The 21199-nt window shown below is 62.8% G+C and carries 19 protein-coding genes and 1 riboswitch; of the genes, 10 read left to right on the forward strand and 9 right to left on the reverse strand.

The annotated features are described in order from the left end of the window. Nucleotides 1-15 precede the first annotated feature (15 nt). Nucleotides 16-423, reverse strand: coding sequence for a cupin domain-containing protein (locus AC1Z3V_RS30170; RefSeq protein ID WP_483503606.1), 408 nt, complete (start codon nt 421-423; stop codon nt 16-18). A 335-nt stretch (nt 424-758) separates the two neighbouring features. Between AC1Z3V_RS30170 and AC1Z3V_RS30175 the strand changes: the two genes are divergently transcribed. The 4 genes from AC1Z3V_RS30175 (at nt 759) to AC1Z3V_RS30190 (ending at nt 4098) form a co-directional block, all read left to right on the forward strand. After that, nucleotides 759-1244, forward strand: coding sequence for a pyridoxamine 5'-phosphate oxidase family protein (locus tag AC1Z3V_RS30175; protein ID WP_483503608.1), 486 nt, complete (start codon nt 759-761; stop codon nt 1242-1244). Continuing rightward, entirely contained in the window at nt 1241-2596 is a 1356-nt protein-coding gene (locus AC1Z3V_RS30180; RefSeq protein WP_483503610.1) for a GAF domain-containing protein, read from the forward strand. The genes AC1Z3V_RS30175 and AC1Z3V_RS30180 overlap by 4 nt, the downstream gene beginning before the upstream one ends. Nucleotides 2597-2897: 301 nt before the next feature. Beyond that, complete coding sequence (locus tag AC1Z3V_RS30185; protein WP_483503612.1) at nt 2898-3428, forward strand: dihydrofolate reductase family protein; 531 nt, start codon at nt 2898-2900, stop codon at nt 3426-3428. Nucleotides 3429-3615: 187 nt separating this feature from the next. Further along, nucleotides 3616-4098 (forward strand): GNAT family N-acetyltransferase, encoded by a 483-nt coding sequence (locus AC1Z3V_RS30190; protein WP_429806524.1) that lies wholly within the window; start codon nt 3616-3618, stop codon nt 4096-4098. A 251-nt stretch (nt 4099-4349) separates the two neighbouring features. Here the strand turns inward: AC1Z3V_RS30190 and AC1Z3V_RS30195 are convergent, their stop codons facing one another. The 8 genes from AC1Z3V_RS30195 to AC1Z3V_RS30230 form a co-directional block, all read right to left on the reverse strand. After that, a complete protein-coding gene (locus AC1Z3V_RS30195; RefSeq protein WP_483503614.1) occupies nt 4350-5870 on the reverse strand; it encodes a methyl-accepting chemotaxis protein in 1521 nt (506 codons plus the stop codon). A gap of 362 nt (nt 5871-6232) precedes the next feature. Further along, nucleotides 6233-6952 (reverse strand): AAA family ATPase, encoded by a 720-nt coding sequence (locus AC1Z3V_RS30200; RefSeq protein ID WP_483503616.1) that lies wholly within the window; start codon nt 6950-6952, stop codon nt 6233-6235. Nucleotides 6953-7138: 186 nt separating this feature from the next. Beyond that, nucleotides 7139-7885 (reverse strand): AAA family ATPase, encoded by a 747-nt coding sequence (locus AC1Z3V_RS30205; RefSeq protein WP_483503618.1) that lies wholly within the window; start codon nt 7883-7885, stop codon nt 7139-7141. 343 nt (nt 7886-8228) lie between these two features. Beyond that, entirely contained in the window at nt 8229-9374 is a 1146-nt protein-coding gene (locus tag AC1Z3V_RS30210) for an iron-containing alcohol dehydrogenase (protein ID WP_483503620.1), read from the reverse strand. Next, on the reverse strand, nt 9371-10756 hold the full coding sequence (locus AC1Z3V_RS30215) for an aldehyde dehydrogenase family protein (RefSeq protein WP_483503622.1): 1386 nt from the start codon (nt 10754-10756) through the stop codon (nt 9371-9373). Before AC1Z3V_RS30215 ends, AC1Z3V_RS30210 begins: the two co-directional genes overlap by 4 nt. Nucleotides 10757-10840: 84 nt before the next feature. Beyond that, nucleotides 10841-12205, reverse strand: a complete 1365-nt coding sequence (locus tag AC1Z3V_RS30220; protein ID WP_429806514.1) for a glutamine synthetase family protein — start codon at nt 12203-12205, stop codon at nt 10841-10843. A 188-nt stretch (nt 12206-12393) separates the two neighbouring features. Then, the gene (locus AC1Z3V_RS30225) at nt 12394-13941 is read right to left on the reverse strand and encodes an amino acid permease (RefSeq protein ID WP_429806512.1); all 1548 of its coding nucleotides are present in this window, start codon (nt 13939-13941) and stop codon (nt 12394-12396) included. Between the two features lie 113 nt (nt 13942-14054). Next, on the reverse strand, nt 14055-14828 hold the full coding sequence (locus tag AC1Z3V_RS30230) for an N-formylglutamate amidohydrolase (RefSeq protein WP_483504180.1): 774 nt from the start codon (nt 14826-14828) through the stop codon (nt 14055-14057). Between the two features lie 175 nt (nt 14829-15003). Between AC1Z3V_RS30230 and AC1Z3V_RS30235 the strand changes: the two genes are divergently transcribed. The 6 genes from AC1Z3V_RS30235 to AC1Z3V_RS30260 all read left to right on the forward strand — a co-directional run bounded on the left by AC1Z3V_RS30235 (nt 15004) and on the right by AC1Z3V_RS30260 (nt 20894). Further along, entirely contained in the window at nt 15004-15882 is an 879-nt protein-coding gene (locus AC1Z3V_RS30235) for a MurR/RpiR family transcriptional regulator (protein ID WP_429806509.1), read from the forward strand. A gap of 204 nt (nt 15883-16086) precedes the next feature. After that, on the forward strand, nt 16087-17193 hold the full coding sequence (locus AC1Z3V_RS30240; protein ID WP_429806507.1) for an ABC transporter substrate-binding protein: 1107 nt from the start codon (nt 16087-16089) through the stop codon (nt 17191-17193). A 129-nt stretch (nt 17194-17322) separates the two neighbouring features. After that, complete coding sequence (locus AC1Z3V_RS30245) at nt 17323-18204, forward strand: ABC transporter permease (RefSeq protein WP_483503625.1); 882 nt, start codon at nt 17323-17325, stop codon at nt 18202-18204. Then, complete coding sequence (locus AC1Z3V_RS30250) at nt 18201-18983, forward strand: ABC transporter permease (RefSeq protein WP_483503627.1); 783 nt, start codon at nt 18201-18203, stop codon at nt 18981-18983. Before AC1Z3V_RS30245 ends, AC1Z3V_RS30250 begins: the two co-directional genes overlap by 4 nt. A gap of 11 nt (nt 18984-18994) precedes the next feature. Continuing rightward, on the forward strand, nt 18995-20056 hold the full coding sequence (locus tag AC1Z3V_RS30255) for an ABC transporter ATP-binding protein (RefSeq protein WP_429806502.1): 1062 nt from the start codon (nt 18995-18997) through the stop codon (nt 20054-20056). A 123-nt stretch (nt 20057-20179) separates the two neighbouring features. Continuing rightward, nucleotides 20180-20329, forward strand: a riboswitch (FMN riboswitch). A 91-nt stretch (nt 20330-20420) separates the two neighbouring features. Next, nucleotides 20421-20894 (forward strand): 6,7-dimethyl-8-ribityllumazine synthase, encoded by a 474-nt coding sequence (locus AC1Z3V_RS30260; RefSeq protein ID WP_429806500.1) that lies wholly within the window; start codon nt 20421-20423, stop codon nt 20892-20894. The last annotated feature ends 305 nt before the right edge of the window (nt 20895-21199 follow it).

Below are 21199 nucleotides of genomic sequence, written 5' to 3' on the forward strand. Positions count from 1 at the left end.
GTGTGTCGGGTTGGTTCAGGCGACCTGACGGTTGTCGTCGGACGGAAAGGTCAGACCGAAGTCTCTGGCGACCGAGGCGATCTGCTCGGGCGTTTCGGGCTTGCAGAGCTCAAAGATGGCAAAAAAGTCTTCAAATCCGCCCGGTGTGACGACGACCATGAGACGACCCTCCGTCTTCCCGATATTGCTAAAGCGGTGCGGCACGCCGCGTGGCAGCGCGATGCAGCCGCCTTCCGTGAGTTCGACATAGTCGCCGGCGCACCAGAAGCCGAAGCGGCCGGCAAGGACGCGGAAGAATTCGTCCTCGCGCTCGTGCACATGCAGCGGCGGTCCTTCGCCGGCCGGCACGAAGGCCTCGAACATGCCGAGCGAACCGCCGGTATTGGCCGCCATCATGCGGATGACATGTTTGCCGAACGCCATCGCCGGCGTCCCATGCCCTGCCGGCGAACCGCCGCATAGGTGAACTTTCTCATCTTTCTCTCCAGGTTCGGACTGTATCGCTCGTCGGTGCTTTCGCTCTTGCGGACGCAGAAATCGTGTCGCCGCCGGTGCATTCCGGGCGAAGTGTCACTATCTTTCGCTCGGACGACCCGGGCCGCCCAAGACCGCTAGTTGGTGAATATCCAGGCCGTCCAGCCGGTACGGCGCTTCTATAGCGCGCCGTGAAAACCGGCGTTCCTAAATGAATGTGCAAGCCGTGCCGAATATCCTAAAAGTTTGCTAAGAAGGGCGGGGGCAATCAATAGGGGACGGCAGTGAGGCTCGACGACAAACTCCTCGACTTTTTCAATCGGCCGCTGATGTGCATCATCGCCGTGGCCGATGGGGCCGGCCGTCCCTCCGCCGGACGCGGCGTGGGCTTCCATCTCCTGGAAGACCGCGAGACGATAGACGTCATTTTTTCCCACTGGCAGTGGCCACGGCTGGAGCCCTGCATCCGGCAGACCGGGCGGATCGCCGTCACCTTCGTCAGCCCCTCGGACTATGTGAGCTTCCAGATGAAGGGTTCGGCCACGATGCGAGAACCGGAAACGGCCGACCTCGATCGCGCCGACCGCTTCATGACGGTGGCGACGAACGAGCTCGAAGCCCTCGGGGTGCCCCGGCACCTTATCGCGCCATGGTTGACAGCACGCGAAACGAGGGTCGCCCGGCTGGCGGTTAGCGAAATCTATGTCCAGACGCCTGGCCCGCTCGCCGGCATGCTGGCAGGCACGAAGGCTGGCGCGAGGTCCCAATGAACCTGCGGCTTTCCGATCTTTCCGCCTGCTTCGAGGGTGTCATCCCCTCCATCATCGCCACAGCTTCGGCCGATGGAATGCCGAACATCTCCTATCTCTCCCACGTGGTACAGGTCGACGAGGAGCATGTCGCGCTTTCCAACCAGTTCTTCGCCAAGACGGCGGCGAATGTGCGCGCCAATCCAAAGGTCACGTTGATCCTCGTCGACGGCTTCACCGGAGACCAGTTTCTGCTCGACATCGGTTTCGTGCGATCCATCGATACGGGCGCGCTGTTCGACAAGATCGCCCGCCAGCTCAAGGCAAGCAGCGCGCAAGTCGGCATGTCGGATGTTATGCGGCTCAGGAGCGCTGACATTTTCCGCGTGCATGGAATTGAAAAAGTCCCCTCGCCAGTGGAGACAGCGCCGGCTATGGCCGGCCGCGCGCCCGTCAGCCTTCCCGCCCTCTCGGAGGCGATCAACGCCATCGAGCAACAAGCCGAAGCTGATGAGATCATCGACACCCTGCTCGACGAAGTCCAGCGTGTTCTCGGATACGGTAATGCGCTCGTGCTCATCCACGACAACCATCGCGGCTGCCTGATCACGACTGGCAGCATCGGCTACGAGCGCTCGGGGCTTGGATCGGAAGTCGCCGGTAGCGAGGGATTGATCGGCGCTGCAGCAACGAGCGGCCAGACTATCAAGGTCAGCGACATGAGCCGCGTGCGTCGCTTCGGCGAGGCGATCGGCCTGGAAACGGAAGGAGCTGAAAACACCACGCGCACCGTCGGCTTCCCGCAATTGCCGAGGGCCATGAGCCAGATCGCCGTCCCCATGACCGCCCGCGGCACCGTGACCGGCGTGCTCTTCGTTGAAAGTACGGAACGGCTGGCCTTCCGCCAGGAAGACGAGGCGGCTCTCGAAATCTTGGCGAAACAGGCCGCCAGCGCCCTCAGAGCCAGCGAGCGGGAGGCAGCCGCAGCCGAACCGAGACAGACGGCGCCCGCGCCCGAGCCTGCCGTCAACGGGCGAAAGGTTCACGTGGCCCATCACCGCTTTGACGACAGCGTGTTCGTCGACGGCACCTATATCGTGAAAGGCGTTGCCGGAACGCTGTTGCGCCTGATGCTCGACTGGCACCTGAGCGAGGGTCGAAGCGAATTCACGAACCGGGAAATGCGCCTCGCGGCCGGCGCTCGCATGCCGGAAATCAAGGACAATCTAGAAACCCGGCTCCTGCTGCTCCGCCGCCGGCTCGAAGAAAAGCGCGCGCCCATTCGCCTCATCCGCGTTGGCAGAGGCCGCGTCCGGCTGGAGGCCGAAGGTTCGCTCGTCCTCAACGCGACCACAGGTGATGATGACGCTTGAGCTACGCTCAGCTCCACAATTACCCACAGCATCAGCGTTGCACAGCCAGGCCCCTAAGCGGATACTCGTCCTTGAGAGCGGGGCGACCGTCTCGGGCCACCTTGGCCGCCCAGCAAGTCTTTCGCCCGGTCCCACAAGATCCCGGCGCCTCGCGAGCCAGATTGAGCGGAAAGCCCCGAGCGGGGACGTTCATGCGTACGCCAAAACCGCTTGTGATTTAAGATCAGTCGATTTAGCTTAGAACCGATTGCATATCACAATCAGATCCGCGCGAATGTGCCATTTGAGAGGAGGAATGACTATGGCTAAGCTCGTGTTCGGGATGAACCAGTCGCTAGACGGCTATGTCGACCATACGGCGTTTGCGCCAGGTCCCAAGCTCTTCCGCCACTTCGTCGAGGAGGCTGAGCGTCAGGCCGGCAGCCTATATGGCCGCCGCATTTATGAGATCATGCGCTACTGGGACGACGAGCATCCCGAATGGGATGCGGACGAACAGGCCTTTGCGGCGGCGTGGCGCAAGCAGCCGAAATGGGTCGTCTCGCGCTCGTTGACATCTGTCGGCCCCAATGCCCGGCTCGTCGAGGGTGATCTCGAAGGCGCGATCCGCGCGTTGAAGGCCGAGCGCGAAGGAGAGATCGAAGTTGCCGGCCCGGTCCTGGCGCAAAGCCTCACGGAGCTCGGCCTGATCGATGAGTATCGGATCTACCTGCACCCGGTCGTACTGGGTCACGGCAACCCCTATTTCGCCGGCCCCCGGCCGCGGCTCCGCCTTATGGCTCATGATCGGATTGACGAGGATGTGATCCGGTTGACCTACGTTCCCGCTTAGTCTCGCGACTTGCCAGTCGCGAAATGACTCTGCGAAAACGCTTCATGACGGTGCACTCCGCTTCCCGGAGAGGTGCGCTTGCACCGAGGAAGGCCACCGCATGCGGGAGCCGGTGAAAGCAATTGCAGCTTGGCCAAGGATGCGATAAGCGCGTTGCGCGCGTCCGATGCTGACAGTAGGTAGAGCAATGATAATCCGTCCCGCAAGCAGCGACGATCGAAGCGCCATCTGGGGAATAATTCGTCCGACAATCCGGGCGGGCGAGACCTATACCCTGGACCGCGATCTTAGCGAAAACGATGCGTTGGCTTACTGGATGGCTCCGGACCGGGAAACGTTCGTCGCGGAAGAGAATGGCCTGATTTTAGGCACATACTACATCCAGGCAAACCGGGCGGGCGGCGGGCAGCATGTTTGCAACTGTGGCTACATGACAGACGCGAAGGCAAGCGGCCGAGGCGTGGCCCGCCAGATGCATGAGCACTCTCTCGCCCATGCTCGCGCAAAGGGCTTCCGGGCCATGCAGTTCAACTTCGTCGTCAGCAGCAACGAACGTGCGGTGCGGCTATGGCAGTCGCTCGGATTTGAGATCGTCGGTCGGCTTCCGGAAGCATTCCTTCACCCTTCGCTCGGCTACGTCGACGCCTTCGTGATGTTTCGCAAGCTTTAGGCAGGCACCCGCGGTCAGTCTCGACGGAAAGTTGTTTCTCTGCTTAATTTCGTCCGGGGGGCTTTGGGCGGGAGATAGACTACGATCTCCAACTTGAAAGGAGCGCGGTCGCCGTACTGGAGCTCCTGACGATCCGCAAACTTCGCAAAGAGGCCCTTGCCCCGTTGCGGAACCTGCCCCCAGCCAGCCCCAAAGCAAAACGCCCCGGGCCATCCCTGACCCGAGGCGTTCTTTCTCAAGACACCGCGCGTTCACGCCGCCGCGCGGTAGCCCGAAGCGGCGCTGACCTGCACCTGGCCGGACGTGCGGAAGGCGCGCAGGCGCGTGGCGATGTGTTCGGCCTCGCCCGTCAGCGCCTGGCTTGCGGCATTGGCCTGTTCGACCATGGCGGCATTCTGCTGGGTGATCTGGTCCATTTGCGCGATGGCGGTGTTGACCTCCTGCAGGCCGGTTGCCTGTTCGGCGGTGCTGGCTCGGATCGCACCGAAGACGGAGCTGACTTCCACCACCTGCGCCACGATCTGCTGCAGCGACTGGGCCACCTGGTTGACGGAGTTCACGCCGTCGTCCACCTGGCCGCGCGACTTGGCGATCAGGCCCTGGATGTCCTTGGCCGCTTCGGCGCAGCGCTGGGCAAGCGCGCGGACTTCGGAAGCGACCACGGCAAAGCCCCTGCCCGCCTCGCCGGCGCGCGCCGCTTCGATGCCGGCGTTCAGCGCCAGGAGGTTGGTCTGGAAGGCGATCTCGTCGATCACGTCGACGATCCGGGCAATGCTGGCCGACGACGTCTGGATCTCCTGCATCACCTCGATCGCATGGCTGACGATCTCGCCGCTCTGCTCGGCGTTGGCACGCGCGGCGATCACGGTCGAATTCGCCTGGTCGGCGCCTTCGGCGGTCTGCTTGACGGTGCGCGTCACCTGCTCGACGGCCGCTGCCGTCTCCTCGAGATTGGCGGCCTGGCGCTCGGTGCGCTTGGCAAGATCGTCGGCGGCCGCCGCGATTTCCTTGGCGCTCGTGTGGATCTGGCTGGCGCCGGCCTCGATGCCGCCGATCGCGCGCGAGAGCTCGCCAATCGCGTGGTTGAAGTTTTCGCCAAGCTCCTGATAGGCGACCGGCAGATCGGCGCCGATGCGCGCGGTGAGGTCGCCTTCGGCGATCTTCTTCAAGGCGGCGCCGAAGGTCCTGCTGATCAGCGCGCGCTCGGCCGCCAGCACTTCCTCCTGGACGGCGCGCTGCTTGGTCACGTCGGACGCGTCCATATAGACGGAGATCGACAGGTCCATGTCGAGGAAGATGCCCTTGACGAGGCTCGACAGCATGGCGCCCAGCTCTTCGGCCGAGGTGATCTGGCGCGAGAACAGGCCGCGCTTCGGCCAGTGTGCCCTGACGATCTCGGTAATCAGGTGTTCGGCGATCAGCGCATAGCCGCCGATATACCAGCGCGGCTCAAGCCCGATGCGGGCGTGCACCTGGCCGATGGTACGGACCTTGGCGCTATAGTCTTCGTTGAAATTGGCGTCGGCGATGTTCGCCCAGTGCCCCACCTGCGCGCCCTTGGCGCGATCGATATGGCTGTCGGACGCAAAGAACCGCTTCGTCTCGGGCGTCGTCTTCACCTTGCCGTAGAACGTGTCGAGCGCCGGCTTCAGCTCCTTCTCGAGGATCGGCTTCAGCGCCCTGAGGCTCGTTCTGGCGGCATCATCGAGCGCCATGAAATTCAGACGACCGGCAACGTCCTGCGTGCCGGCAGCGGTGTGTTCCGTTTTCATGTGCGAACTTCCCTGCATGCTCTGCCGCATGCTTCGCAAATCCGGTTCGATTTGGGGAGAAACATGAAGCAGTTCAAAGTGATACAGCGACCCTTGTGCGCCTGATGAGACGCCACGGCACTGTCGTGGATCATGGAGACGGGATCTATCGCGCAAGGCGTTGAGATCGTGGCCGCAGTCATGGCGGCCGATTGCCCGGTTGTAGGTGATCGTGGCGGGCAAACCTGTATCCAGGGCCACTGTTAGAAGTCCAGGGTAAAGGAAGCCTTACAGGCGACAGCCATTTCGCGAAGTCCGAAACGGGATTCAACCGGAACTGACAAACGTCAATTCCGGTTGAGAAGAAGCAATTCCAGGAAAGGTCAGGCCGCGTTGCGCGACGCCCAGGACGGCATGCGTGCGGCCCAGGAACGGCGCGCTTTTACCGGCAGCAACGTCTGGACTTCCCTGGCCAGGGCGAATGCGTTTTCGCGCGCCTTGTCGAGATTGCTGACGCGGGCCGGATCCATCGTCTGCAGCGTACCGCCGCAGTCGAAGATTTCGCGGTAGGCGGCACGCTCGACGATCGGCGTGTCGAGCACCGAGACGCCGCGCTCGGCAAGCATGGCCTTGATCGTCTGCAATGCCCGCGTGGTGACGAGCGAATTGACGCGGGTGAGCACGACCGAATGGTTGATGCGTTGCTTCGAGCGGTCCTCGATCTGGCGGATGAGTTCGAGGATCTGGGCAGCGCCCTTGGCATCCATGGCGCAGCCCTGCACCGGGATCAGGACGTGGTCGGAAACGGCCAGTGCCAGCGCGACGATCTGGTCCTTCGCGCCCGCGAGATCGATGACGATGTAGTCCGCCTCGTCCTTCATCTCGCGGATGTGACATTCGAGCGAGCCGGGCGTGATATGCGAGATGACGGTGAGATTGGCGATGTGGCCGGAAACTTCCGCCCAGCTCGTGATCCAGCGCTGCGGATCGGCATCGAGAACCACGACGCGATGTCCCTGCCTCGCCAGCTCCGTCGACAGGATCAGCGCTGCCGTGGTCTTGCCCGCGCCGCCCTTTGCATTGGCGAAAGTGATGACCGCCATGATATTCCTCATTCTCTGCGTGTTCCGCGCTGAACCGGACGGCCATGGCCGGTGGTTCGCTTCTTAACGAAACCTTTCAGATCATGGTTAACGAATTGGTAACGCGGGAACGCGAAACCTGACAGTCGCCCTGCCGGGAGACGTCGGCGCCTTAGATTTCGATGGGAAAAGCCGGGGGGCCGGCCCTCACGCCGGCAGCACGACCGGGTCGGCTGTCCGCTCCGAGCGGTAGCACATCGACGAGAACGGGCCGTGGCGCACCGCCTCTCCTGCCGGATGGAGAAGCACCAGCACGTTATCGGCAAAATCGCGCGCATTCGCCTGGGCCTTCGCCAGATTGCTGACCCTGCTCGCGTCGAGCGAATGGAGCGTGTCGCCCTGCTCGAAAAGTTCGCGGAACGCCGTGCGCTCGACCAGCGGGGTATCGACGAGCCGGATCCGGCTCTCGGCCAACAACAGCTTGACCTTGCGCATGGCACGGGTCGTCACGATCGGGTTGACGCGCGTGAGCAGCACGGCGTGGTTGATGTTGGCGTGCGCACTGTTCTCGATATAGCGGATCAGTTCGAGCACATGGGTGGCGCCGCGCGCGTCCATGATGCAGCCCTGCACCGGGATCAGCGTCAGATCAGAGAGGCCGATCGCAAGCGCCACGAGCACGTCGGCGGCACCGGAGAGATCGATGACCACATGCTCGGCCCGGCCGCGCAGCCGCCTGAGATGATCGCTGAGCGTCGTCGTCGTCACGCCCGAGATGATGGAGAGATTGCCGTCATGCCGGCCGTGCCGGAACCAGTCGGTCATGCAGGCGAGTGGATCGCAATCGAGAACCGCAACCCTGTCGCCGCGCCGGGCGTATTCGCAGGCGAGCAGCAAAGCTGCCGTCGTCTTGCCGGCTCCCCCCTTCGCATTCGCGAGGGAAACAATTGCCATCGGTCGACCCTAACTCAACTCAGGCCCATCACATCCAGGGCCATACATACGCACGCTCTAATGGAAGCGTTCCAGATCGCGGTAAACGAAGCGTAAAGGAGACATTCCACGGAACCAAATCGCGACAGTTCCGTGACAATTAGGTGACAAATCGCCTGCAATGGCAAGTGGTATTTTCGACCACACTAAACTACAGCGACCTTTGCGCATCTGATCAGACGCGCAAAGGTCGCTGTAGCACTTTGATTTGCTGCATGTCTTCGTCCGAGGCCGATTTAGATTAAGGACACATGCAGTAGGGGGAACGGCGCCTTCGCTCTGCAAAGGCGCCGGGAAATTTACCTCAGATGCACTCGCGGAAGAGCTTCTTTGCGGCGTCGAGCGTGAGCTCGACCGGATTGCCGCCGGCCGTCGGGTCGACGATCGCCATTTCCGACATCTCATCGATACGGTCGGTGCCGACGCCGAGCGCCGAGAGCTTGTCCGGAACGCCGAGTTCCTCGCGCAGCTTCAGCACATAGTCGTAGAAACCGTCGAAGCCGCCGGAAATGCCGAGATAGGCGGCAGCACGCGCGATCTTGTCTTCGATCGCCGGGCGGTTGAAGCGTAAGACCGGCGGCATCACCACCGCATTGGTCATGCCGTGGTGGGTGTTGTAGATCGCGCCGACCGGATGCGACAGCGAGTGGATGGCGCCAAGGCCCTTCTGGAAGGCCACCGCGCCCATGGCGGCGGCGCTCATCATGTTGGCACGGGCCTCGATGTCGGTACCGTCCTTGTAGGCGCGCGGCAGATACTCTTTCACCAGCCGCATGCCTTCGAGTGCGATGCCCGCCGACATCGGATGGTAGAAGGGCGAGGAATAGGCTTCCAGGCAATGGGCAAAGGCGTCCATGCCGGTGCCGGCGGTGATCACCTTCGGCATGCCGACCGTCAGTTCCGGGTCGCAGATCGTGACAGTCGGCAGGAACTTCGGATGGAAGATCACCTTCTTCACGTGGCTGGCGGAATTGGTGATGACGCTGGCGCGGCCGACCTCCGAGCCGGTGCCGGCCGTCGTCGGCACGGCGACGATCGGCGCGATGCCTTCGACGCTCGCGCGGGTCCACCAGTCGCCAATGTCCTCGAAGTCCCAGACCGGGCGGCTCTGCCCGGCCATGAAGGCCACGCATTTGCCAAGGTCGAGGCCCGAGCCGCCGCCGAAGGCGACGACCCCGTCATGGCCGCCATCCTTGAACGCCTTCACGCCGGCTTCGAGGTTGACGTCGTTCGGGTTCGGATCGACTTCGGCGAAGATCGCGCGGCCGAGGCCGGCGGCGTCGAGGATGTCGAGCGCATTCTGAGTGATCGCCATCGGCGCCAGGCCTCGGTCGGTGATCAGCAGCGGCTTCTTCATGCCGACCGCCTTGCAGTGGTCGGCAAGCTCCTTGATCCGGCCGGCACCGAACTTGATGGCGGTCGGATAGCTCCAGTTGGCGGTGATGGTCATGCGGTGACTTTCTTCAGATGGTAGGATTTCGGACGGGTGAGGTTCTGGAAGCCGATGACCGAGAGCGAGCCGCCACGGCCGGTCTCCTTGACGCCGGTCCAGCAAAGCGCTGGGTCGAGATAGTCGGCGCGGTTCATGAACACCGTTCCGGTCTCGATATCGGCGCCGATGCGCGCGGCGCGCTCGGCGTCCTTGGTCCAGAGCGATGCGGTCAGACCATATTGGCTGTCGTTCATCAGTTCGATCGCCTGGCTGTCGCTCTTGACCTTCATGATGCCGACGGCCGGACCGAAGGTCTCTTCGCGCATGAAGGCCATGGAGTGATCGACGTCGACGAGGATCTGCGGCGCGAGATAGGCGCCGCCATCATCCTGCGGGAAGAGCTTCGGATCGATCAGTGCCTTGGCGCCCTTGGAGACGGCATCGGCGATCTGGTCGCGCACGGTTGCGGCAAAGCGCTTGTTGGCCATCGGCCCGAGCGTTGTTTCCGGATCCAGCGGGTTGCCGAGCTTGTAGTTGGAAACCCAGGCGACCGACTTTTCGACGAAGGCGTCATAAAGCTTTTCATGCACGTAGATGCGCTCGATGCCGCAGCAGCACTGGCCGGAATTGTAGGTAGCGCCATCCATCAGCGTGTCGACGGCAGCGTCGAGGTCCGCGTCTTCCATGACGTAGCCCGGATCCTTGCCGCCGAGCTCCAGACCAAGACCGGTAAAAGTGCCGGCGGCCGCGCGCTCGATCGACCGGCCGCCTTCGACCGAGCCGGTGAAGTTGACGAAATCGAAGCTCTTGGCGGCGATCAGCGCCGCCGTCGTTTCATGGTCGAGAAAGATGTTCTGGAAGACGTCGGCTGGAACACCGGCTTCGACGAAGGCGCGCACCATGCGCTCGCCGACGAGGATCGTCTGGCTCGCATGCTTGATGATGACGGTGTTGCCGGCCATCAGCGCCGGCGCCACCGTGTTGATCGCGGTCATGTAGGGATAGTTCCAGGGCGCGACGACGAAGACGACGCCGTGCGGCTCGCGGGCGATGCGCCGCTCGAAGCGGTCGCTTTCCTCGATCACCAGCGGCTTCAGCGCATCGGCAGCGATCGTCGCGACATAGTTCGAGCGCTCGTTGAACCCCTTGAACTCGCCGCCGTAGCGCACCGGCCGGCCCATCTGCCAGGCGAGCTCCGGCACCACCTCGTCGACCATCTCGTTGAGGCGGGCGACACCTGACAGCACCAGGTTGACGCGCTCGTCGAGCGGACGGCGCGCCCAGGCCTTCTGCGCCTGGCGGGCGCGGGAAACCACCTGCTTTGCCATCTCCAGCGGCATCGCCGGGCGCTCTGCGTAGACTTCGCCGTTCACGGGCGAAATGCACTTGATCATGCTCATGATCGTTTTCCTGCTTTCATTGCGAATGATGCGGTGGCCGCGCCCGTCCGGGAGCGGCCACCGTGTGAGAGATAGGGGCCGGTTTCAGGCCCGTTCGAAGCCGCGCGCGACCTCCCAGTCGGTGACGCGGCGGTCATATTCTTCCTGTTCCCAGCGTGCGGCCCGCGCATAATGCTCGACAACGTCGTCGCCGAGGGCGGCGCGCAGCATCTTCGATTCCGACAGCGCCACGGTCGCATCTCTGAGCGTGCGCGGGATCTCGCGCACGTCCTTGCCGCCATAGGCGTCGCCGACGAAGGGCGCTTCCAGTTCCATCTTGTTCTCGATACCGGAAATGCCGGCCGCGATCAAAGCCGCGAAGGCAAGATAGGGATTGAGATCCGAGCCGCCGACGCGGCATTCGATGCGGATCGCCTTGGTGTCCTCGCCGCACAGGCGATAGCCGGCGGTGCGGTTGTCCTTGCTCCAGACCGCCTTGGTCGGCGCGAAGGTGCCGGCCATGAAGCGCTTGTAGGAGTTGATGTAGGGTGCCAGGAAATAGGTGATCTCGCTCGCATGGCTGAGCAGGCCGGCCACATAGTGGCGCATCATCTCGGACATGCCGTATTTGCCGCCCTCGTCGTAGAACTTCGACGTCTTGCCGTCGGCGCTCCAGAGCGACTGGTGGATATGCGAGGAGGAGCCGGCAGCCGAATAGTTCCACTTGGCGAGGAAGGTGATCGCCTTGCCGCGCGACCAGGCGATTTCCTTGCAGCCATTCTTGATGATCGCGTGCCGGTCGGCCATCGTCAGCGCATCGGCATAGCGCACGTTGATTTCTTCCTGGCCGGCAGACGCCTCGCCCTTGGAATTCTCGACCGGGATGCCGGCGCCCTGCAGACCGTTGCGGATCGCCCGCATCACATCCTCTTCCTTAGTCGTCTGGAAGATGTGGTAGTCCTCGTTGTAGCCACTGGCGAGCTGCAGGTCGCGATAGCCGGTCTGGCGGGCATCGTCATAGGACTGGTCGAACAGGAAGAACTCAAGTTCGCTCGCCATATAGGCCTTGAGCCCCATCTTCTCGAGCCGCGCCACCTGCTTCTTCAGGATCGCCCGCGGCGAGTGTGCCACTTCCTCATGGGTGTGGTGGTCGAGCACGTCGCAGAGCACGAGTGCGGTGCCTTCAAGCCAGGGAATGCGACGGAGCGTCGAAAGGTCCGGCTTCATCGTATAGTCGCCGTAGCCCTTCTCCCAGCTCGTCGCCTTGTAGCCGGGCACGGTCTCCATCTCGATGTCGGTCGCAAGCAGATAGTTGCAGCTATGCGTTTCCTTCCAGGCACCGTCGACGAAAAACTGCGCGTGGAAGCGCTTGCCCATCAGACGGCCCTGCATGTCGACCTGGCAGGCGAGAACCGTATCAATGCGGCCGGCAGCGACGTCTTCCTTCAACTCATCAAACGTATAGCTCATCAACTTCCATCCCATGTTTGGTCACGCGGCCGTCCCCTTGGGTCACGATATTTTTGGGCCGCGTGAACGTGATCGCTTCAGGTGATCGGAGCGGGATGCCAGCGGAAATCCGCGCCTGGCTTGCTCATCCCGGCTCCACAAAAGAAAAGGCGGAAGTCGCGGTCGCGCTCCCGCCTTTCGCTCGTTCGTTAGACTTCGCCTACGGCCTTTTCCGCAGCGGCGATTTCGGCCTGGCGGCGCGCCACTTCGTCACCGATCGGCGGGCCGCGGAAGCGGCGGCTTTCAAACCCGAACCAGACCGCGCCGGTCAGAAGCAGGAAGCCGACGGTGATGTAGAGCGCCCAATCGTTCGGCGGTTGCACGCCGAGGATGAAGATCAGCACCATGGCGATGATCGACAGCACCGCGAAGAGCTTGAACATGCTCTCGCCGAGGTTCCACGGGCCCATCTTGTCCCACTTCGAGGTTCCCCAGGCGAAGAGGCCGAGCGTGATCGGGATCGCGAAGGAGAAGAACAGGAAGATGACGGTGCAGGAAACGACAATCGTATAAACCGGCGTTTCGCCGATCGAGACCAGCGACGAGCCCCAGACGAACAGAACCGAAAGGATCGAACCGACCCAGATCGCAGCCACCGGCGTACGGTAGGTCGGGCTCACCTTGGCGAGCGCCTTGGAGGCCGGCAGGCCGCCGTCACGCGAGAAGGCGAAGATCATGCGCGACACCGAGGTCACCGTCGCCAGGCCGCACAGCCACTGGCTGACGAGGATGGCGAAGTAGAGGATGTCCTTGATGGCAGGCTGCACCTGAGCGTCCATCGCCCAGAAGAACACGTTCCAGCCCTGCTTGGCAGCTTCGTCCATGTTCGGGATCATCAGCACGAAGGCGCAGAGCATGATGTAGCCGAAGAGCGCCGACCAGAGCACCGAGGAAACCATGCCGCGCGGCACGGAATGAGCGGCCTTCACCGTTTCCTCCGAGGTATGCGCCGAAGCATCGTAGCCGGTGATCGTGTAGATCGGCAGCAGCAGGCCGAGCAGGAAAACCCAGGTGCCCGAGGTCTCGGGCCAGACATTGCCGCCGGCTTCACCGGAATAGTTGGAGAAGGTGAAGAGGCGGGCAATGTCGTAGCTGTCGGCCGCCGCGAGGCAGACGACCGCGAGCAGGATCGCCGTCGCAAAGATCAGATAGCCCGAGAAGTCGGTAAGCTTGGCGGTGAGGCCGATGCCCATGTGGTTGACGAGCGCCTGGGCGCCGGTGATGACAGCCAGGAAGACGATGCGCGTTACCGTCGTGTCTTCCAGCCCGAGATAGGGCGTGCCGAAGGAGCCCATGAAGAAATAGTAGGTGCCGACATTGATGGCGCCGAGAACGGTGACGAGGCCGAGCAGGTTGAACCAGGCCGTCAGCCAGCCGGTGAAGCGGTTGCCGAGGATCGAACCCCAGTGATAGAGGCCGCCGGCCGTCGGATAGGCTGAGCTGATCTGCGCCATGGCGACGGCGAAGACCAGGGAAATGAAGCAGCCGAGCGGCCAACCGATGCCGATCGCGGCGCCCCCTGCACCGGCCGTCGCCTGGGCCAGCGAGTTGATGCCGCCCGAAAGAATGCAGATGATCGAGAACGACACCGCGAAGTTCGAGAACTGGCTCATGCGCCGCTCGAGCTCCTGGGCATAGCCCATCGAATGCAAGACACTCATGTCCTGCTTTTTGTCCAGTTCACTGTAGTCTGACATTGCTCTTCCCCTGATTTCTTCAGACCAGGCCGCCCCATTGCGGCTGGGTCCCATCAACCACCTGGTCCGGAGAGCCGGAACAGGACCGCGGCCATGCCGCTCCCCAGGGTCTTTTATTGTGCTGAAAGTGCCGCTGCGCCTTTGCGGAGCAATCCTTCCAGATAATCGGCCATGACCCTTTGGCCGATTTCATTGCGAATGAGATCGTTGCGGATCTCGATCATCACATTCGGCAGTCCGTTGTGGACGCCGTATTCAATCAGGCTGTGGGTGACGCCGTCGGCGGGCCCGTAGGGCTCGTTGCGACGAATGTCGTAGGAAACCTGGCCCTTCGTTGCGAACGCCAGCATGTGGTCGGCAAGGCGGCTGTCGGCATCATGCAGAATGCCGACTTCGACCGCCCGCGGCCTGCCGAAATAGACGGGCGTGAAGCTGTGCATGGTCACGAGGATGGGTGGCCTGCCGGCCGCCTTGCGTTCGGAAACGAACCGCGCGACTGTGTCATGGAACGGCCGGTAGATCTCGTCCACGCGCGCCTGGCGCTCCTCGGCCGACATCGTGCGGTTTCCCGGGATCTCGTAGACTTCGCTCAGAACCGGCATCGCCGCCTCGGCCTCGGGCGGGCGGTTGCAATCATAGGCAAGCCGCGAAAAACGCTGGTAGATCAGCGCCGCATCAAGTTTGGCGGCAAGAAACTTGGCAACGGCGAGCGCGCCGGGGTCCCAGGCGATGTGGCTTTCGAGCGCCTGCTCGGTGAGGCCCAGCGTTCCCAGGCGCTCCGGGACACGGCGTGAGGCGTGCTCGCAGACGAGAACGATATCGCCCTTTCCTGCGGCATTTTCGATCGCAACCGGATCGCCATCTGCTTCGGTCAAAAGTCGCGTCAACACCGGCATCCCCTCTTGCCCCGTTAGGCGTTCGTTAATGAAAAGAATTCTTCAGAGATTGGCGAGTGTCAATCGAAATCTGAAACGATCTCTTCAAAATTGCGATTGACTCCAATTGTGACAGCGATGTTTAATCTGTCACAAACCGGCTCTAGATCGGTTCAGGGGAGACAATTTGACCAGCAAGGCTGCATCCACGACGGTGTCGGATGTGATCACTGCCCACTTCACTGCGCTGACCCGCGCGGAGAAGCAGTTGGCAGAGACGCTTCTCGACAATTATCCCGTCTCGGGGCTCGGCTCGATCACCACGGTCGCCGAGAACGCCGGTGTTTCGACACCTACCGTCGCACGCATGGTGCAAAAGCTCGGCTTCCGCGGCTTTCCGGATTTCCAAGCGAGGCTGCACCAGGAGCTGGAAGCGACGATTTCCAATCCGATCGCCAAGCACGACCGCTGGGCCGCCAATGCGCCCGGCACCCATACGCTCAATCGCTTCGCCGATGCGATCACCAGCAACCTGCGCGAGACGCTGACACAGATCGAGCCGCAGGATTTCGACGAGGCCGCCGCCCTGATCGCCGACCGCAAGCGCAGCATCTATCTACTCGGCGGACGCATCACCCACGCCCTTGCCGATTATCTCTTCACCCACCTTCAGGTCATCCGGCCGGGCGTCACCGAAATCGCCTCCAATGCCAGTGCCTGGCCGCACTACGTGCTCGACATGCGCCAGGGCGACGTGCTGATTCTCTTCGACATCCGCCGCTACGAGCAGGAAATGGTGACGCTCGCCAGATCCGCCCGCGAGCGTGGCGTCGAGATCGTCCTTTTCACCGATCGCTGGACCTCGCCGGTCGCCAAGTCCGCCTCCCGCGTGTTCCGCTCGCAGATCGAAGTGCCTTCGGCCTGGGACAGCTCGGTAGTGATCCTGTTCCTGATCGAAGCGCTGATCGAGGCCGTGCAAAGTTCGAACTGGGAGGCAACCCGGGATCGGATGAAGACGCTCGAGGGCCTGTTCGATTCCACCCGCATCTTTCGCAAACCTGTCTAGGAGAGCTCGCCGACCTGTTCACGGAATTTCATACAGTTATGCGACAGTGGCCCGCCGGATCGAAAAAACAAATGTTCTTCCAACGACATAGGCGGCGCGAACGGAAAAACTGCTGTCACATTACTTTCATCGCATCTCTTTAACAGCCTAGCCGAAATCGACTGAAAACCCACGAAATTGACTAAACCCATAAGGAGAACACCAGTGATTTCAAAAACCCATCGCCTGCTTTCGCTCTCCACCGCCGTTTTCCTGGCGACGACCGCAATTGCCGCCGCCGAGCCGAGCGCAGAGCTCATCGAAGCCGCCAAGAAGGAAGGCATGCTGACCACGGTCGCCCTGCCCCACGACTGGTGCGGCTATGGCGACGTCATCGCCTCCTTCAAGGCCAAGTATCCGGAAATCCAGGTCAACGAACTGAACCCGGACGCCGGCTCCGCTGACGAAGTCGAGGCCGTCAAGGCCAACAAGGACAACAAGGGCCCGCAGGCTCCCGACGTCGTCGACGTCGGTCTCGCCTTCGGCCCGCAGATGAAGGCCGAAGGCCTGCTGCAGCCTTACAAGGTCTCCACCTGGGACGAGATTCCGGACAGCGTCAAGGACGCCGAAGGCTACTGGTACGGCGACTACTACGGCGTGATGTCCTTCCTCGTGAACAAGGACCTCGTCCAGAATTCGCCGAAGGACTGGGTTGACCTGCTGAAGCCGGAATATTCCGGTCAGGTCGCGCTCGCCGGCGATCCGCGCGCTTCGAACCAGGCGATCCTCGGCGTTCTCGCCGCCGGCCTCGCCAAGGGCGCAAAGGCGGGCAAGGAAGCCGGTGAAGCCGGTCTCGGCTATTTCGCCGAGCTGAACAAGGCCGGCACCTTCGTTCCGGTCATCGGCAAGTCCGGCACGCTCGCCCAGGGCTCGACCCCGATCGTTGTCGCCTGGGACTACAACGCACTCGGCTGGGCGAAGACCCTCAACGGCAACCCGCCGACCGAAGTCGTCGTTCCGGCCAGCGGCGTCCTTGCCGGCGTTTACGTCCAGGGCATCTCGGCCTACGCACCGCACCCGAACGCAGCCAAGCTCTGGATGGAGCACCTCTATTCCGACGAAGGTCAGCTCGGTTGGCTCAAGGGCTTCTGCCACCCGGCCCGCTTCAACGCCATGGTCAAGGCCGGCAAGGTTCCGCAGGCGCTGATCGACGCCCTGCCGCCGGCAGCGGCTTACGAGAAGGCCTACTTCCCGACGCTCGAAGAAGTCGACGCCAACAAGGCTGCCGTCACCGGCGGCTGGGATGCCGTCGTCGGCGCGAACGTCCAGTAAGCCTTTCCACAGAGATGTCGCCCCGACCGGTTTTCCGGTCGGGGCACTTACGTTATTCGTAAGGAATTCAATTTCTTAGAACACCAATAACGCCCGCGTCGACAACGCGGCTTCAGGGGCGCGAACGGAATGTCATCTGCTAAACCCGACGCCAGCCCGCCGGCGCGTCGCCTACCGCTTCACTGGCTGGGCATCGTGCCCTTTGCCGCCTTCGTGACGCTGTTCCTGATATTGCCGACGATGAAGATCGTGGTCGGCGCCTTTCAGACGGCGGATGGCAGCTTCACGCTTGAGAACATCCGGGGCCTGTTCACGCCCTCGATCCTCGCGGCCTACTGGATCTCCATCAAGATCAGCATCGCCTCGGCGCTTCTCGGCTGCCTGATCGGCTTTGCCATGGCCTCGGCCATCGTCTTCGGCGGCTTGCCGAAGGGCATCCGCGGCCCGCTCCTGACCTTTTCCGGCGTCGCCTCCAACTTTGCCGGCGTGCCACTCGCCTTCGCCTTTCTCGCGACCCTCGGTCCGGTCGGTATCCTCACCGTCTTCCTGCGCTCGAACTTCGGCTTCGACCTGCGAATGCTCGGCTTCAACCTCCTCTCCTTCTGGGGGCTGACGATCACATATCTCTTCTTCCAGATCCCGCTGATGATCCTCATCATCACGCCGGCGCTGGACGGGCTGAAGCGCGAGTGGCGCGAGGCCGCCGAAATTCTCGGCGCCTCCGGCCTGCAATACTGGCGCATGGTCGCCTTCCCGATCCTGCTGCCGTCGCTGCTCGGCACGCTGGCGCTTCTTTTCGCCAATGCCTTCGGCGCGGTCGCGACCGCCATCGCGCTTACCGGCTCGTCGCTCTCGATCGTGCCGATCCTGCTCTTCGCCCAGATCCGCGGCGACGTGCTTGGCAATCCGCATCTCGGCTACGCGCTCGCCTTCGGCATGATCGTCGTCACCGGTATTGCCAACGCGATCTACATCTGGCTCCGCGCCCGCAGCGAAAGGTGGCTGAAATGAAGAAGATCTGGGCCTGGGGGGCCCTCGTTTTCGGCCTCCTCTATTTCACCCTTCCACTCATCGGCATGACCAACTTCTCGCTGAAGATGCGGCGCGGCGAATATTCCTTCGACGCCTACGGCAAGGTCTTCACCGATCCACGCTTCCAGGAAACCTTCACCTATTCGGTGATGCAGGCGCTGTTCACCATCATCTTCGGCGTGCTGCTCGTCGTACCGACCGCCTATTGGGTCCGGCTCAAGCTGCCGCGGCTGCGCCCGGTTATCGAGTTCATCACGCTGTTGCCGCTGGTCATTCCGGCCATCGTCATCGTCTTCGGCTATATCCGGCTCTACAACACCTCGAGCTGGCTGCCGCTGACCGGCACGGTCACCGGCACCAACATCCTCTTGATGTTCGGCTATGCCACGCTCGCTTTGCCCTACATGTATCGTGCCGTGGATACGGGACTTCGGACCATCGACGTCGCGACGCTCACCGAAGCCGCCCAGAGCCTCGGCGCAGGATGGGCCACGATCCTGGCAAAGATCATCCTGCCGAACGTGCTCGTCGCGGTGCTTTCGGGCGCCTTCCTGACCTTTGCCATCGTCATCGGCGAATTCACCATGGCGGCGCTGCTCAACCGGCCGGCCTTTGGCCCCTACATGCAGCTTCTCGGCGCCAACCGCGCCTATGAGCCGGCAGCACTCGCCGTCATCGCATTCGGCATCACCTGGGGCTGCCTCGGCCTCATCCAGCTCGTTTCGCGCTTCCAGAAAAGCGCGCCCCCCAAGGCCTGAGGACCGCACTCATGAGTTTCCTGTCACTCACCAGCATCAAGAAGTCCTTCGGCCCGGTTCAGGTCGTGCATGATTTCAACATGAACATCGAGAAGGGCGAGTTCGTCTCCTTCCTCGGGCCCTCGGGCTGCGGCAAGACGACCGTGCTTCGCATGATCGCCGGTTTCGAGACGCCGACCAGCGGCAAGATCGTCATCAACGGCCGCGACCAGAATTCGCTGAAGCCCAACCAGCGCAACATCGGCATGGTGTTCCAGGCCTATGCGCTGTTTCCCAACATGAACGTGCAAGACAACGTCGCCTTCGGCCTCAAGGTCGCGGGCGTCGACAAGTCGGAGATCGAGGCACGGGTGAAGCAGATGCTCGGGCTGATCAAGCTCGAGCACCTGGCGGACCGCTTCCCCTACCAGCTCTCCGGCGGCCAGCAGCAGCGCGTGGCCCTTGCCCGCGCCATTGCGGTCAAGCCGCAGGTGCTGCTGCTCGACGAGCCGCTTTCGGCGCTCGACGCCAAGATCCGCGTGTCACTGCGCGAGGAAATCCGGCAGATCCAGCAGCAGCTGGGCATCACCACCGTCTTCGTCACCCATGATCAGGAAGAGGCCCTGTCGATCTCCGACCGCATCGTCGTCATGAATGCCGGCCGCGCCGACCAGATCGGCACCCCCTTCGAGATTTACAACACGCCGTCGACGCGCTTCGTCGCGTCCTTCGTCGGCACGCTGAACATCATCGAGGGCAAGGTCGCCGATCCGGCTTCCGGGTCCGTGACGATCGGCAACCAGCAGGTGGCGCTCAAGGACCCGATTGCCGGCATGAAGGGCGGCGACAGCATCTCGCTGGCGCTGCGTCCCGAAGCGGGCTCGATCGCCGAGGGCGCGAAGGGCGATACCGCACTTGCCGGCGAGGTCGTCTCGACCAGCTTCCTCGGCTCGGTCATCCGCACGCGCCTGCGCGTCGGCGGCGACGTCATCTCCTTCGACATGTTCAACAATCCGGGCGTCACCCCGCCGGTCTCCGGCGACAATGTCACGCTGCGCTTCGCCGCCAAGGATCTGCTCGTCATTCGCGAGTGAGTGAGCCGGACGTCATCGGAACGATATTTTCCGGTGACGTCGGTCCCGGGAAAAATCTGTCGTGATTTCCGGCATTTTCGTCGCACCGTGCGTTTGACCGCGCACGGCCGGGCTATATAGTCGCGTTGTTCTCAGGGCGGGGCGAAATTCCCCACCGGCGGTAGCGGCTGAAAGGCCGGAGCCCGCGAGCGCCTTTGGGTTTTACCCTGGGGGTCAGCAGATCCGGTCGAATTCCGGAGCCGACGGTCACAGTCCGGATGGAAGAGAGCAAGCAGGAACGTGGGCCCCGCGACGGGACCCCGCGCGCATGCATGTTCGCCCGACGGGATCATTGGAAACGCCAAACCCTGAAAGGCTTGAGACCATGACCATTCTGTCCCAACCCGCCGCCAAGATCGCGATCGTCCGTGCCCGCTGGCATGCCGATATCGTCGACCGCTGCGTCGATGCCTTCGTTGCGCAATGGACGAAGCTCGGCGGCTCGGCCGCCGATGTCGAGATCTTCGACGTGCCGGGCGCGCTCGAAATTCCGCTGCATGCGCAGACGCTTGCCAGGACCGGCCGCTATGCCGCGATCCTCGGCACCGCCTTCGTCGTCGACGGCGGCATCTACCGCCATGACTTCGTCGCCGGCACCGTCCTTGACGGCATGATGCGCGTACAGCTCGACACCGATGTACCGGTACTTTCCGCTGTGCTGACGCCGCACAATTTCCAGGAAAGCGAACCGCTGATCGCCTTCTTCCGCGAGCACTTCGTCGTCAAAGGCACGGAAGCGGCCAACGCCTGCGCCCAAATCCTCGACGCCCGCGCCAAGCTGGCGCTGGTCAACGCCTGAGCGACCGCCACGCCTGTGAGGTACCGGCGCTCGGCTCGCCCCTCATCCGGCCTACCGGCCACCTTCTCCCCGCAAGCGGGGAGAAGGAGACGCGCCGCACCCTTGTCACCTTGACTAACCCTTGGTCTTCGAGAACAGCGTCCACACGGGGGTCGATCAAAGGCTCCGGGCCGGCGAAAGAACTCGTCCCCTCTCCCCGCCTGCGGGGAGAGGGTTAGTCCTCGGGTTGACCCCGAGGAGAGGGGCAAGCGCCCTACTCGCTCCACGTTCGCGGTCCGCGCGCTGTCGCAATCAGACCAGTTGAT

The sequence above is a fragment of the Ensifer sp. 38_S197 genome, assembly GCF_056924495.1.

Excerpts from the sequence above, each read along its gene's own strand:
- AC1Z3V_RS30255 (WP_429806502.1), top strand. The coding sequence starts at position 18,995 with ATGAGTTTCCTGTCACTCACCAGCATCAAGAAGTCCTTCGGCCCGGTT.
- AC1Z3V_RS30245 (WP_483503625.1), top strand. The coding sequence starts at position 17,323 with ATGTCATCTGCTAAACCCGACGCCAGCCCGCCGGCGCGTCGCCTACCG.
- AC1Z3V_RS30200 (WP_483503616.1), bottom strand. The coding sequence starts at position 6,952 with ATGGCGGTCATCACTTTCGCCAATGCAAAGGGCGGCGCGGGCAAGACC.
- AC1Z3V_RS30170 (WP_483503606.1), bottom strand. The coding sequence starts at position 423 with ATGGCGTTCGGCAAACATGTCATCCGCATGATGGCGGCCAATACCGGC.
- AC1Z3V_RS30195 (WP_483503614.1), bottom strand. The coding sequence starts at position 5,870 with ATGAAAACGGAACACACCGCTGCCGGCACGCAGGACGTTGCCGGTCGT.
- AC1Z3V_RS30250 (WP_483503627.1), top strand. The coding sequence starts at position 18,201 with ATGAAGAAGATCTGGGCCTGGGGGGCCCTCGTTTTCGGCCTCCTCTAT.
- AC1Z3V_RS30205 (WP_483503618.1), bottom strand. The coding sequence starts at position 7,885 with ATGGCAATTGTTTCCCTCGCGAATGCGAAGGGGGGAGCCGGCAAGACG.
- AC1Z3V_RS30260 (WP_429806500.1), top strand. The coding sequence starts at position 20,421 with ATGACCATTCTGTCCCAACCCGCCGCCAAGATCGCGATCGTCCGTGCC.
- AC1Z3V_RS30215 (WP_483503622.1), bottom strand. The coding sequence starts at position 10,756 with ATGAGCATGATCAAGTGCATTTCGCCCGTGAACGGCGAAGTCTACGCA.
- AC1Z3V_RS30180 (WP_483503610.1), top strand. The coding sequence starts at position 1,241 with ATGAACCTGCGGCTTTCCGATCTTTCCGCCTGCTTCGAGGGTGTCATC.
- AC1Z3V_RS30225 (WP_429806512.1), bottom strand. The coding sequence starts at position 13,941 with ATGTCAGACTACAGTGAACTGGACAAAAAGCAGGACATGAGTGTCTTG.
- AC1Z3V_RS30210 (WP_483503620.1), bottom strand. The coding sequence starts at position 9,374 with ATGACCATCACCGCCAACTGGAGCTATCCGACCGCCATCAAGTTCGGT.
- AC1Z3V_RS30185 (WP_483503612.1), top strand. The coding sequence starts at position 2,898 with ATGGCTAAGCTCGTGTTCGGGATGAACCAGTCGCTAGACGGCTATGTC.
- AC1Z3V_RS30220 (WP_429806514.1), bottom strand. The coding sequence starts at position 12,205 with ATGAGCTATACGTTTGATGAGTTGAAGGAAGACGTCGCTGCCGGCCGC.
- AC1Z3V_RS30190 (WP_429806524.1), top strand. The coding sequence starts at position 3,616 with ATGATAATCCGTCCCGCAAGCAGCGACGATCGAAGCGCCATCTGGGGA.